Consider the following 12862-nt stretch of genomic DNA (forward strand, 5'->3'; position numbering starts at 1 on the left):
CCGGTACTCCTTTGGCGTGGTGATGGGGTTACTCAGACCCGAATGTCGACCTGACTACCGAGGCCGTTGTCGGGGTTGCGCGTTTCTGCACGGTTTTCCAGTTGCTCAGCCTGCCGGCTTAGAAGCTCGGCCCGGTTTGAGCTGAAGTCAGCCTGGCGCTGTACCGTCTCGGCCACAGCCTCGGACTGATTGGCATTAATCGTCTTCACCTGCTGCGCAAGCTGATCGGCCCGCGGTGTTGCAAGGGAAGGCTGAAAAGCCTGACTTGGTCCATATCCTATTGCTTCAGGCATCGTATTTCCAATCCTTGGATACGATTTTGCGTCTCTATAATGAGTTAAATAGTTGAAGCGAATAGTAAATACGATGGCTTACCTATAGGCAGGATAACTACTTTACTGAGATGTCCGGTAGAATTTTCGTAAAATTTTATCGATCAAGATGTAATTCATTGAAACAGTTCAATTAATCCCGTTCCCGCAATCATCAAGCATCGGCTGCACCGCCTGCAAGATTGCAACCGGCGGGAAGGAAAGCAGATCCCGGCGCTGACCGAGAAACGGGAATTGTTAAGAAATCTGACTGGTAGGATTCAGACTGGCAGGTTTCAGGCGGTGACGTCGACAGTCGCGCCGAGCCCTGGAGGAGGGGCCGCCTGGGTGGACTGGAGATTATCGGCGCCCTGCTGCAACAAGGCGACCAGATTGGCATCCTGTTGGGCTGCCATCTTCAGCATCTTCGATTGCAGTGCCTGGGCCGTCTGGGCCTGGGACTGTGCAACAAATGTGTTGGCAATGCCGACGCTGTCCATCTGGAACTCCTCGATTCGCCCGCCAGCCTAGCCGCCCCCCCTTAATCGGTCGTTAACAATCAGGGATCAGGACGGGTCCTCTTGCCTCAAAACGGTTCTTTTGACCTTTCCAGATGGGGTTCGCGGCAAGCTGTCCAGGATCCGGTAAACCTTCGGACGCTTGTATTCGGCCAAAAGCCGCGCTGCATGCTGCGCAAGACGGCTTTCATCGAAAGACGCCGGATCCTGCGGCACCACAAAGGCGGTGATCAGGCTGACCCCGTCGCGAGCCGGTACTGCGGTCACCGCAACTTCCTGGACCTGGCTGTCGGCGGCCAGTACCCGTTCCACCTCTTCCGGCGCCACCCGGTATCCGAAGGCATTCATCAGGTCGTCGGCACGGCCTTCATACCAGTAGTATCCGTCCGCATCGGCGCGGGCCCTGTCGCCGGTCAGGAACCAGTCCCCCCGGAAAGCTGCTTCCGTCTCCTGCGGACTGTTCCAATATCCGAGCATCAGACCGGGTTCGTCCCGGTGAACAGCAAGCAGACCGGTTTCTTCCACCTTCGCAAAAGAAACCGCTTCGCCCGTTTCCCTCAGACCGATTTCTTCCAGACCGGTTTCTTTCAGGCCGGCTTCTTTCAGGATTGCCACCTTGCGGCCGGCCTGCGGCCTGCCGGGAGAACCCGGCCTCACCGGCACATCGGGGCTGCTGGAGAGATAGGTCGAGATCTCGCTCATGCCGAGCGCCTCGTAGAGCTCCCGCCCGCTTCGCGTCTTCCAGTCCTGGTAAAGGGGGACCGAAAGGGCTTCCCCCGCCGTCAGGCCATGGCGCAGATCCGGAAAGGACCCGCGTGTCACTTCGCCATACTTCAGGATCCGCCGGTAGAGGCTTGGCACCGCGGCAAACAGCGTCGCCCGGCTCATTGTGAGGAGATCCGGCCAGAGGTCCGGTTCACGCGGTCCGTCATAGACGACGCTGGTGGCTCCATTGGCCCAGGGGTCCATCAGACCGGCACCCAGAGTGTAGGTCCAGTTGAAGGCACCGGCATGCAGCAGCCGGTCGTCCCGCCGCATGCCATACCAGCCACGATCCATCGGCCGCCGGGCTGCTGCGGCTCGGTGTGCATGCAGGACACCCTTCGGCCGACCGCTGGTGCCGGACGTATAGATCAGGAATGCCGGATCGTCCGCGGCAGTCTCGGCAAACCCTGCGGGCGTGGCGCTTTTCAGGTCCCGGATTCCGTCCGGCCCAAGCACCCTGATCGCCGTATCACCCGGCAATATGGTCTTGCCGTCATGCAACACAAGCCGAGCGCCGCTGTCGGCCAGGACCAGACCGGTTTCGGCCGCCGTCAATTGCGAAGACGTCGGGATCGGCACGCAGCCGGCGGCGATCGCTCCAAAGAACAGGAGCGGAAAATCGCTCGAATGGCCAATTCTGAGCAGAATCCGGTCGCCCTGATCGAGGCCCGATGCCCTGAGACCTGCCGCAACTGCAAGCACCTGGCGCGTCAAGTCGGCAAATTTCCAGACTTCCAGAAGGTCGCCGCCCGGTCCAACCACTTCCAGCGCCGTTTTGCCCGGATCGGGAGCGGCGCTGGTCAGGCAATAACGGGCAAGGTTCATCAGCCGTCCGCTTAGCGGGTCGGCACCGGGTGCTCACCGCGATAGTCGTAGAAACCACGCTGGGTCTTGCGGCCGAGCCAGCCGGCTTCGACATATTTCACCAGCAACGGGCAAGGCCGGTATTTTGTGTCCGCCAGGCCTTCGTAGAGCACCTGCATGATCGACAGGCAGGTATCCAGACCGATGAAGTCGGCAAGCTGCAGCGGACCCATCGGGTGATTGGCACCCAGGCGCATGGCCTTGTCGATGGATTCAACGGAGCCGACACCTTCGTAAAGCGTATAGATCGCCTCGTTGATCATCGGCAGTAAAATGCGATTGACCATGAAAGCCGGGAAATCCTCGGCCACGGCAATCTGCTTGCCGAGACGTTCGCAAAAGCCCTTCGACGCTTCGAAGGTTTCGTCCTCGGTCGCGATGCCGCGCACAAGCTCGACCAGGTCCATGATCGGAACCGGGTTCATGAAGTGAATACCGATGAAGCGTTCCGGTCGGTCCGTCGTTGCAGCCAGACGCGTGATTGAAATCGACGACGTGTTGGTGGCAAGGATCGCTTCCGGCTTCAGGATCGGACACAGTTGCGAGAAGATCTTGCGTTTGATCTGCTCGTTTTCAACCGCCGACTCAATCACCAGATCAGCGTCACGCAACGTGTCGAGGTCTTCTGCCGGCTTGATCCGGTCAAGCGCGGCGGTCCGTTCTTCCTCGGTGATGAGGGATTTGGACACCTGACGCGCCAGGTTGCCGTTGATGGATGCCAGACCTGACTCGATCCGCTCCATGGAAATGTCGCTCAGGCCCACGTCGAAGCCGGCGAGCGCACAAACATGCGCAATGCCGCTGCCCATCTGACCAGAGCCGATCACGCCGACTTTCTTGATTTCGACTGCCATCCTGAAATTCCGATCTTTTGAAACGTCCCGGTGAAACGGGTTGCGGCTATTTTTGGCAAGTCTTGCGCCGAACAGCAAGAACCCCGGAGCGAAAACTGTCATTCACCCCGGGGTCCGTGATCAATTTGCCGCAGGTGTTACTCGACGGCAGCCTTCAATTCGGGCAGGACCTCGAACAGATCCGCGACCAGGCCGTAGTCCGCCACCTGGAAAATCGGCGCTTCCTCGTCCTTGTTGATCGCGACGATCACCTTGGAGTCCTTCATGCCGGCCAGGTGCTGGATGGCTCCGGAGATGCCGCAGGCAATGTAGAGATCCGGAGCAACCACCTTGCCGGTCTGACCAACCTGCCAGTCGTTCGGGGCATACCCCGCATCGACGGCGGCACGCGAAGCACCAACGGCAGCGCCGAGTGCGTCGGCCACCGGCATGATGACTTCCTGGAACTTCTCTTCAGATCCGAGCGCACGGCCACCGGAAATGATGATCTTCGCCGAGGTCAGCTCCGGACGGTCAGACTTGGAGAGTTCCTCGCCGACAAATTCGGACAGGCCTGCACCATCGGTGCCAGCGACCGTCTCGACAGAAGCCGATCCGCCTTCCTCGGCGGCGGCAAACGTCGAGGTCCGGACCGTGATCACCTTTTTCGGATCACCGGACTTGACCGTCTGGATGGCATTGCCGGCATAGATCGGACGCTCGAACGTGTCGGCATCGATCACGGCGGTGATGTCGGAGATCTGCATCACGTCTAGAAGCGCGGCCACACGCGGCAGTGTGTTCTTGCCGTTGGCAGTTGCCGGAGCAACGATCGCGTCATAATCGCCGGCCATGCCCACGATCAGATCAGCCAGCGGTTCGGCCAGCTGATGTTCCAGAGCATCGCTTTCGGCAACCAGAACCTTGGCGGCACCGCTGAGTTTGGCGGCTTGTTCCGCAACAGCCTGGACACCTTTGCCGGCCACAAGGACGTGGACATCGGCACCCAGCGCTGCGGCGGCAGTCAGGGCTTTGGCGGTAGCATCGTTGAGGGCGCCGCCGGCATGTTCGGCCACAAGAAGTGTTGTCATAGTCTATCCTCCTGGGCAGTCCTTAAAGGACGCCGGCCTCGTTCTTGAGTTTTTCGACCAGCTCGCCGATGGACTCGACCTTGATGCCGGCTTCGCGCGCAGCTGGTTCCGCGGTCGACACAACCGTCAGGCGCGGCGTGGCGTCGACGCCATAATCACCCGGGGTCTTCTCATCGATCGGCTTCTTCTTCGCCTTCATGATATTCGGCAGGGAGGCATAGCGCGGCTCGTTGAGGCGCAGGTCGGTGGTGACGATGGCCGGCAGCTTCAGCTTGACGGTCTGCAGGCCGCCATCGACTTCGCGGGTGACATCCACGGTGCCATCGCCAAGATCAACCTTGGAAGCAAACGTGCCCTGGCTCCAGCCCAGAAGAGCTGCCAGCATCTGGCCGGTCTGATTGCAATCGTCGTCAATGGCCTGCTTGCCCAGAATAACAAGGCCGGGTTCTTCCGCTTCGACGATGCCCTTAAGGATTTTGGCAACGGCAAGCGGCTCGGTGGTTTCGTCGGTCTTGACGAGAATGCCCCGGTCGGCGCCCATGGCCAGACCGGTGCGAAGGGTTTCGGTCGCCTGCTGCGGGCCGACGGAAACAACCACGACTTCGGTCGCCTTGCCGGCTTCCTTCAGCCGAAGGGCTTCTTCGACGGAAATTTCGTCGAACGGGTTCATGGACATCTTGACGTTGGCAAGATCGACGCCCGAACCATCCGCCTTGACGCGGACCTTCACGTTATAGTCGATGACCCGTTTCACGGGTACGAGGATTTTCATTTGGTCTCAACCTCTTGCTGGGCCGGCTTTCACCGCACCGCTGAACCGGGCTCACCCGCCAGATGACGTTAGGTCATAAATGGCGGATTTGAGCCAATCGTGGCGCATGGCGGGGGACGGTACTGACCGACACGGCAGCTGTCAATTGCGGTAAAAGGTCTAAGGCGGCAATTTGCCGGGCTTAGAAAACGATGCGTCGCAAAGATGATAGTTCTGCGGCGCAACAAGGGCGCCAAAATCGGCTCGAAAATGAGGATTGCAGGCCGAAACGCGATCGGCCCGCCGGTTATCGTCGCCGTTCTGAAAAACTAGATTCCCGGTGTTTGCGGGGAAAACTTGTCCGACACCGGTTCGGCGAAAACGGTGGTCCAGGTTCCGTTTTCCTCCCGGCAAGCCGTGCCCTTGATGGAAAGATCGAGCCCGCCGAACGTGGTTTCGCGCAGATATTGCCGGCACCAGTGACCGCTTTTGCTGCGATAGGTCTTGATCGGTGTCAGGACTTCGCTCCAGTCGCCTTCCTGGCCGATGAACACCGGCTCGCCGCTCACTTTGGTTTCCAGAGCCTGCTGAACCGTTTGCGCAAGAAGAATTCGTTCGGTCTCCATATGGGCGGCGAGGGAAGAAACGGCGTCATCCATACGCGACTGCATCCAGAAGGACGTGAACGCGAAAGTACCGGCGACCAGGATCAGGGCGGCCGCCATTTGAACAAACACTGTATTCAGGGACGAACCTCCCGGACGCGAAACAGGCTGTTCACGCCGCGCGAATTCCCGGTCGATCAGAGCCGTGAAACGGTCCATGGACGAGTCCGGGATTGCTGCAGGGACACCCTCCTGCAGAACCGCATTGTCGCGGGACATCTTTTCCAGAAGCTCCCGGCCGCCATCCTGTTGTCCGATTTGCTCGATCAAGGCAGCACGTTCTTCAGCGCTGCCTTCGCAGTCCAGGATCCTGCCAATATCCTTGGCGAGCAGGATCTGCTCGCGTCTTTCATCGAATGTCATCCCATACCCCCTGGCATGCTGCGCAGCCCGGCACTTGGCGCCTTGTCGTTGGTCTCCAGCCATTCGCGGAGCTTCAGCCGGGCGCGCGCCAGCCGACTTGTCACCGTGCCGATCGGAACGCCAAGTTCAGCCGCCACATCCTTGTAGCTGCGGCCCTCAATGGCGATTTTCAGCAGAACCTCACGGCTGTCTTCTTCCAGCTCGCCGATAAAAACCTGGACACGCTGCAGCTCCAGACTGCTGCTTGCCGCCTTGGCCCCATCGTAACTTTCTTCAAAATCCAGCATGGCCAGATCGAACAATCTTGCCCGGTTCGCTGTATCGCGAACCGTGTTGAAGTAAAGGTTCTGCAGGATCCGGAACATCCAGCTGTCAAGCCGGGTGGCCGGGTCGAATTGATCGAGAGACCGGATTGCGCGCTCGCATGTCGTCTGGACCAGATCGTCAGCCTGATCCGGGTTTCGGCACAGCCTTAAAGCAAAACTCCTCAACTTCGGGAGCAGACGGATCATCTCCGTCTTTAACGTTTCTTCAGGCAAGAAGCTCTCCGCAAAACCGCTCTCAAGAGTGACAACACGTAAGCAGATCTTTTGATCCCGGCTTTTTTTAGGCTATCTATTCGGAAGAAGACGGCAAGCTCGCGTGTTATGCAGTCAACGGCAAATGCCGCTCAACTGCACCTCTGTCGCCCATTGAAATTGTTTGAAACCGTATAGATGAGACACACCCGCCAGATCCCATTGCAAGACCGCCTCTCTGCGATGATCCGCTTTCTGTCGGGTGTTCTGGCAGCGGTGATGGTGTTCTCGCTTGTCTTCTTCAGCCCCTTGATTGACATGGATGACACTATCGCCGCAGCCGCTCAGTCACGTGAACGCGGAGAAAGAGGGGAACGCGGAGGCCGTGGGGAACGCGGGGAACGCAGTGAAAGAAGCGAACGTGGGGAGCGCGGCGAGCGCGGTGAAAGAAGCGAACGCGGGGAACGCGGCGAACGTAGTGAAAGAAGCGAACGCGGGGAACGCGGCGAACGCGGGGAACGCAGCGAGCGCGGTGAACGCAGCGAGCGCGGTGAAAGAAGCGAACGCGGGGAACGCGGCGAGCGCGGTGAAAGAAGCGAACGCGGGGAACGCGGCGAACGTACTGACAATTCTGACGATGATGCAGAAGACGACGGTGATGCCGATGCGCCTGAAACCGAAAACACCGACACTTCGGGAGCCAATTCGGGCAGCTCTGCCACACAAAAGTCCGGTTCTGGCGGTTTTTTCGGTAATGTCTTTGGCAACGGCCAGTTTGCAGGCGATAGTGAACCATCCGGGGGCGCCCTGACGAAAAGGGAAGAACGGGAGGCAATCCAGAACGGCTGGCGATAGATCCGAGAGGCAGGATCGGTTGTGAAACTAGTCAGTCCCCAGCCCCTGGCGGCAATTCTTTTGCTTTTCGGCTTGTCTCACATCGTGTCGGCTTGCTCGACATCACTTGCCTCCATGCAATCCGCGACCGATCTGTCCCAAATAGAAAAGAACCCGGCGATCGCGGCCTCCGACAAGGCACTGGTCGAACGGAAGCGGCAAACAGCTCTTGAAAAGTCCGTTTCCGGAACACCTGTCCGTTGGGAGAACCCGACAACCGGAGCCAGTGGATCGGTCACGCCGGTCAGGACCTGGAAAAAGGCAAACGGAACCTTCTGCAGATCCTATCGCGAAAAGATCAGGTTGGCGTCCGGAGAGGTCCTCAGCAACAAGGCCACCGCCTGCCGAACGGCAAACGCATTCTGGAAAACGACCTGAAGGGACGTCAGTCTGCAAGACCCCGGTCGAACAGGGGCACTCCACGCCGCCGGAAAAAGACGACCAGAACGGCGCCGGCCACGAGACCGCCGACATGGGCAATGAAGGCCACCTGGCTGTCGGGCGCGATGACCGTGTTGACCACCTGATAGATGATCCAGGCGCCCAACAGCCAGAACGCTTTCAGTCTGAGCGGAATTCGGCCCAGCACCAGGACCCAGATCTTCACGCGCGGATGCAGCATCAGATAAGCTGAGACGACACCGGCAACGGCACCGCTGGCCCCGATCAGGGGCACCGTGGAATTGACGTCCATGGCGGCGTAGGCAAGACCACCAGCTGCGGCACAAAGCAGATAGAACAGCAGGTAGCGAACGTGCCCCATCGCATCTTCGACATTGTCGCCAAACACCCATAAGAACAGCATGTTGCCGATCAGATGCATGAAGTTTCCATGCAGGAAGGCATAGGAGATCAATGCCGTCCATTCCGGCAGCACCTGCAGCTGCGGTGCCAGGTCGCGGATGTCGAAGAAAACCACCGGGATCAACCCGAGGGAATAGGACGAGGCACCAACGGCTTCGCTGTCGCCTGCCCGCTGGAACAGCAGGAAGATCAGAACCGTAACCGCGATCAGGGCAAGGTTCACGAAGGGAAGCGGAACATGTTCCAGACGGTTCTTGTCGTGAAGGGGAAGGAACATGCGGCTGAGCGCCTCACTTGCACGGATTTGAGGTGAACCGGGAGTGCCTCAGCGGTTCTGCCCCGGCACCCACAGGACGTCATCCGCACCCTTGTCGTTCAGATAGCGGGAGGCCACGAAAAAATAGTCGGACAGGCGGTTCATGTAACGCACCGCCGAGGGATTGATCTTCTCGCGCGCCGACAGCTCCACCATCAGACGTTCGGCGCGGCGCGACACCGTGCGGGCGAGGTGAAGATGGGCCGAGGCAGCACTGCCGCCGGGCAGCACAAAAGACCTGAGGGGGTTCAGATCCGCGTTCAGGACGTCGATAGCCTCTTCGATCGCCGTCACCTGCGGCTCCGTGATCCGCAGCGGCTCGTAGCCTAGATCCTGATCGGTTTCCGGTGTTGCCAGGTCCGCGCCAAGATCAAACAGGTCGTTCTGGATCCGGCTCAGGGTCCGGTCCACCTCTGGCGCTCCCTCCTGGGTCTGCAGGCGCACCAGGCCGACAACCGCATTGGTTTCGTCAACCGTGCCGTAGGCTTCGATCCTGAGATCGTTTTTGGGCCGGCGTTCGCCCGATCCCAATGCCGTCGTGCCGTCATCGCCGGTTTTTGTGTAGATCTTGTTCAGTACAACCATGCAGTCTGCCCCTCGTGTCGCGCTATCCGGTTGGCCGTCACTGGCCGGACCCGAAGAAGTAGAGCCCACTCATCACCAGGACAACCACCAGAAACTGCAATCCGACGCGCCAGCGCATCAGCATCTGTGACCGGTTGGCAGGTCCGTTGCGGAACATGTTCCAGATTCCGAGCAGAAGCACGATGGCAACCGCCGCCATGCCGATCGGGATCAATATGTCGATAATGCTTTCCATTTTTACCTCAGATAGCCGGCAAGGCCCTTCTTATGGCCTTCGCCTGCCCGTTGTCTATTCCTCGCCGTCCGCCGCCCAGATACAGAGCCGGTCCAGAAGACTTGTCGGAAGCACCCGCTTGGCCACCGCCATGACCGTCGTCGGAACCGTGACATGATAGCGTGCTTTCGGCCGTTTGGCTTCGAGCGCATGTACCAGTCGTTTGACCACGGCTTCCGGCTGTAATTTGAACGGTCCCGGTTCCCCGGATTCCATGCGCACCCGGCGTTTTTCATACGTTGCCCGATGCGCAGAGGATTTCAGACCGTCGTCGCCAATCCAGCGATCAAAATTGGCCAGGGTGTTTTCAGTGAACTTCGTGTCGATCGGTCCCGGTTCAATCAGCGAAACGAGAATACCGGTTCCAGCCAGCTCCTGCCGCAGCGTGTCGGTATAAGCCTCCAACGCGAACTTGGAGGCCGTGTAGGCGCCCCGGTATTTAAGCGCAACAAACCCCAGTACGGACGAACACTGTACGATCCGCCCGGCCCCATTGGCACGCATGGATGGAAGGAGCTGACGGGTCAGATCGTGCCAACCGATGAAATTGGCTTCAAACAGCGCCCGCATGGCCTCCGTCGGGATATCTTCCAGCGCGCCCGGAACCGCATAGGCACCATTGTTGAAAACCGCGTCCAGTTTGCCGTCTGTCCACTCCAGGACAGTCTCGGCCGCCGCTTCGATGCTGCCGGCATCCTCATAGTCGAGACGAACTGCCTCAAACCCCATCTCCGACAGTCGATCAACATCTTCCTGCTTGCGGGCGGCCGGAAACACCCGCCAGTTCCGGCCCCTCAGGATATGCGCCGCCGAAGCGCCAATGCCAGACGAACACCCCGTGATCAGGATCGAGCGCGGCACGGAAAAGCTCTCGGAAAGGTCATTCATTCAAGGCGAATCCGGCGAAACAGAGGAACCTGTCAAAGTCGTATCAGATTGGTTCCCCGGAAAGCAATTTCGGCACGGGTCCGGCGAAACCGGCCGCTTCCTTGATGAACCTCGATTTCAACGACGGCATGCGATCAACCACGCCCAGACCGAAGTCACGCACGGCCCGCAAGATGTCGTTGTCGTTGGAGAAGAGCCGGTTGAGCACATCGGTGACGACGCCCATCTGGAACGTGTCGAACCGGCGCCAGCGCTGATAGCGTTCCAGGACGTCAAAACCGCCCAGATCCTGGCCCAGGCGCCGGGCATCGATCAGAACTTCGGCCAGAGCGGCGACATCCTTGAAACCGAGATTGAGGCCCTGGCCTGCAATCGGGTGAATGCCATGGGCGGCATCCCCGATCAGCGCAAAACGCGGCTTGACGAAGTCGCGCGCCAGTTTCAGGCCGAGCGGATAGGCCCGGCGCGGCCCGTCCAGCTCCAGGGCGCCAAGGTGATGGCCGAAGCGGCGCTCCAGCTCCAGCTCGAAGGTGAAATCGTCCGACCGGACCAGCCGGTCCGCATCGGTTGTCTTTTCGGTCCAGACCAAAGACGACCTGTTCTCGGGCAGGGGCAGGATCGCGAACGGGCCGGCCGGCAGGAAGTGTTCTTCGGCCCGGCCATTATGCGGTCGTTCATGCCTGACAGTCGTCACGATCCCGGACTGGCCATAGTCCCAGTTGACCGTCCGGATCCCCGCCAGTTCGCGCAAACGCGACCGGACCCCATCAGCGGCCACCAGCAATCGGCTCTTCAGAACGGATCCGTCCGCCAGCGAGAGCTCAACATGGTCCGGGTGGCTGCGGAAGGTTTCCGCGGTGCCCGGTGCGAAGAATTCGACACCCAGTGCCTTGGCAGCGTCGTAGAGCGCCGGCATCATCACACCATTGGGCATCATGTGGGCGAAAGGCTCGCCCTCGGTCGTTTCCCCGCCAAAGGTCAGAAACACCGGGCGAACCGCATCACGCAGCTTGCTGTCGGTGACGATCATTTCGTTGATCGACTGCGCCTTTTCAGCGATCGCCGGCCAGATGCCGAGCTGAGTCAGCATGCGCGAAGCAGCAGCGGCAATGGCCGACGCGCGCGGATCCTTGTGCAGGTCCGCCATCGGCTTCGGGTCGACGACGGCGCAAGTGAGAGCGGCATCCCCCTGTTTCAGCGCCACGGCCAGCGACAGGCCGACATAACCACCACCGGCAATCACAACATCAAACATGTCCGTGGCACTTTTTTTCTTTGCCATTGTCTTCCGCTCCTCGCCCCCGGTTCCCCAAGGGTATCTTGACTTTAACGTCAGGTCCCGTTCAAGAGTTGCTCAACCGTCAGACCATCCGGCCAATCTCCGGCCACTATCTAACAGGGATCGCGCCGATGAACACGGCCATTGACAATCTTCTGCAAATTCTCGACCTGGAACCGCTGGAGCGCAACCTGTTCCGTGGTCGCAGCCCCCAGGTCGGCTGGCAACGCGTTTTCGGTGGCCAGGTCATCGGCCAGGCGCTTGTTGCCGCCTCCCGGACTGTTGTCGAGGACAGGCATGTACATTCCCTGCACGGCTACTTCCTGAGGCCGGGCGATCCGTCCGTTCCGATCATCTACGAAGTCGACCGCATCCGGGATGGCGGCAGTTTCACCACGCGCCGGGTGGTTGCCATCCAGCACGGGGAGGCAATCTTCTCCATGGCAGCCTCCTTCCAGGTTTGGGAAGAGGGGCTGGAACACCAGAGCGACATGCCCGATGTGCCAACGCCGGACGAACTGCCGAGCGAGCAGGACCTGAAGGAAAAATTCCTCGCCCATGCACCGGAGAATATTCGCCGCTACTGGGAGCGTGAACGGCCCATCGAGATGCGCCCGGTCGACATGACCCATTATTTCAGCAAGAAACCTCTGCCGCCGCAGCAATATGTCTGGGTGCGTGCTTCCGGCCCCTTGCCGGATGACGAGCGCATCCACCAGTGCGTTCTGGCCTATGCCTCCGACATGACGCTTCTGGACACGTCTCTTTTTCCGCATGGCACGTCTGTGTTCAGCCCGAAAATCCAGGCGGCAAGCCTCGATCATGCCATGTGGTTCCACCGGCCGTTCCGGGCCGATGACTGGCTGCTTTACGCCACCGACAGCACCTCAAGTTCGGGATCGCGCGGCATGAATCGCGGTTCGCTGTTCACACGAGACGGGACCCTGATTGCCTCCACCGCCCAGGAGGGCCTGATCCGGCTGCGCAAGGAAAAGTGAAGGTTCCTGCCAATTCTTGCGGAACCAGCTCAAGACACAGCGCCCTCCTGAGGTGGGCCGCAAGGCCCGTCTCGAAGGATCTGCGACAAGACGCTGTCGATCCTTCAAGTCAGCGCTCCTTGCTTAATCAGGATGAGCTTTTAGT

The 12862-nt window shown here is 59.8% G+C and carries 16 protein-coding genes; 3 read left to right on the plus strand and 13 right to left on the minus strand.

All coding sequences use genetic code 11. The features are described 5' to 3' along the window. Positions 1-32 precede the first annotated feature (32 nt). The 8 genes from ACO6TG_RS14610 to ACO6TG_RS14645 all read right to left on the minus strand — a co-directional run bounded on the left by ACO6TG_RS14610 (position 33) and on the right by ACO6TG_RS14645 (position 6673). On the minus strand, positions 33-293 hold the full coding sequence (locus tag ACO6TG_RS14610; RefSeq protein ID WP_422373873.1) for a hypothetical protein: 261 nt from the start codon (positions 291-293) through the stop codon (positions 33-35). Positions 294-607: 314 nt separating this feature from the next. Further along, on the minus strand, positions 608-811 hold the full coding sequence (locus ACO6TG_RS14615) for a hypothetical protein (RefSeq protein WP_422373874.1): 204 nt from the start codon (positions 809-811) through the stop codon (positions 608-610). A 66-nt stretch (positions 812-877) separates the two neighbouring features. Beyond that, positions 878-2419 carry a class I adenylate-forming enzyme family protein gene (locus ACO6TG_RS14620; protein WP_422373875.1) on the minus strand — a complete coding sequence of 514 codons (1542 nt, stop codon included), beginning with the start codon at positions 2417-2419 and terminating at the stop codon, positions 878-880. 11 nt (positions 2420-2430) lie between these two features. Then, positions 2431-3312 (minus strand): 3-hydroxybutyryl-CoA dehydrogenase, encoded by an 882-nt coding sequence (locus ACO6TG_RS14625; RefSeq protein ID WP_422373876.1) that lies wholly within the window; start codon positions 3310-3312, stop codon positions 2431-2433. A 137-nt stretch (positions 3313-3449) separates the two neighbouring features. Continuing rightward, on the minus strand, positions 3450-4382 hold the full coding sequence (locus tag ACO6TG_RS14630) for an electron transfer flavoprotein subunit alpha/FixB family protein (protein WP_422373877.1): 933 nt from the start codon (positions 4380-4382) through the stop codon (positions 3450-3452). A 22-nt stretch (positions 4383-4404) separates the two neighbouring features. After that, positions 4405-5154 (minus strand): electron transfer flavoprotein subunit beta/FixA family protein, encoded by a 750-nt coding sequence (locus ACO6TG_RS14635; protein ID WP_422373878.1) that lies wholly within the window; start codon positions 5152-5154, stop codon positions 4405-4407. A gap of 308 nt (positions 5155-5462) precedes the next feature. Continuing rightward, positions 5463-6161, minus strand: a complete 699-nt coding sequence (locus tag ACO6TG_RS14640; protein ID WP_422373879.1) for a hypothetical protein — start codon at positions 6159-6161, stop codon at positions 5463-5465. Continuing rightward, positions 6158-6673, minus strand: a complete 516-nt coding sequence (locus tag ACO6TG_RS14645) for an RNA polymerase sigma factor (RefSeq protein WP_094073029.1) — start codon at positions 6671-6673, stop codon at positions 6158-6160. Before ACO6TG_RS14645 ends, ACO6TG_RS14640 begins: the two co-directional genes overlap by 4 nt. Before the next feature lie 204 nt (positions 6674-6877). On the opposite strand from ACO6TG_RS14645, the gene ACO6TG_RS14650 reads away from it, so the two are divergent. Next, the gene (locus ACO6TG_RS14650) at positions 6878-7534 is read left to right on the plus strand and encodes a hypothetical protein (RefSeq protein WP_422373880.1); all 657 of its coding nucleotides are present in this window, start codon (positions 6878-6880) and stop codon (positions 7532-7534) included. A gap of 21 nt (positions 7535-7555) precedes the next feature. After that, positions 7556-7951 (plus strand): RT0821/Lpp0805 family surface protein, encoded by a 396-nt coding sequence (locus ACO6TG_RS14655; protein ID WP_422373881.1) that lies wholly within the window; start codon positions 7556-7558, stop codon positions 7949-7951. 7 nt (positions 7952-7958) lie between these two features. Here ACO6TG_RS14655 and ACO6TG_RS14660 read toward each other — a convergent pair whose 3' ends face one another. Genes ACO6TG_RS14660 through ACO6TG_RS14680 form a run of 5 tightly spaced genes read right to left on the minus strand, consistent with a single transcriptional unit; the run spans position 7959 to position 11722 of the window. Further along, a complete protein-coding gene (locus ACO6TG_RS14660) occupies positions 7959-8654 on the minus strand; it encodes a rhomboid family intramembrane serine protease (RefSeq protein WP_422373882.1) in 696 nt (231 codons plus the stop codon). Positions 8655-8702: 48 nt separating this feature from the next. Next, a complete protein-coding gene (locus ACO6TG_RS14665) occupies positions 8703-9278 on the minus strand; it encodes a cob(I)yrinic acid a,c-diamide adenosyltransferase (RefSeq protein ID WP_422373883.1) in 576 nt (191 codons plus the stop codon). Between the two features lie 37 nt (positions 9279-9315). Next, positions 9316-9513, minus strand: coding sequence for a twin transmembrane helix small protein (locus ACO6TG_RS14670; protein WP_094073034.1), 198 nt, complete (start codon positions 9511-9513; stop codon positions 9316-9318). A 54-nt stretch (positions 9514-9567) separates the two neighbouring features. Continuing rightward, positions 9568-10440 carry an SDR family oxidoreductase gene (locus tag ACO6TG_RS14675; RefSeq protein WP_422373884.1) on the minus strand — a complete coding sequence of 291 codons (873 nt, stop codon included), beginning with the start codon at positions 10438-10440 and terminating at the stop codon, positions 9568-9570. 43 nt (positions 10441-10483) lie between these two features. Then, the gene (locus ACO6TG_RS14680) at positions 10484-11722 is read right to left on the minus strand and encodes a ubiquinone biosynthesis hydroxylase (RefSeq protein WP_422373885.1); all 1239 of its coding nucleotides are present in this window, start codon (positions 11720-11722) and stop codon (positions 10484-10486) included. 128 nt (positions 11723-11850) lie between these two features. On the opposite strand from ACO6TG_RS14680, the gene tesB reads away from it, so the two are divergent. Next, positions 11851-12717 carry an acyl-CoA thioesterase II gene (gene tesB, locus ACO6TG_RS14685; RefSeq protein WP_422373886.1) on the plus strand — a complete coding sequence of 289 codons (867 nt, stop codon included), beginning with the start codon at positions 11851-11853 and terminating at the stop codon, positions 12715-12717. Positions 12718-12862: the final 145 nt, after the last annotated feature.

The organism is Roseibium sp., from assembly GCF_965233565.1.
GTDB lineage: Bacteria > Pseudomonadota > Alphaproteobacteria > Rhizobiales > Stappiaceae > Roseibium.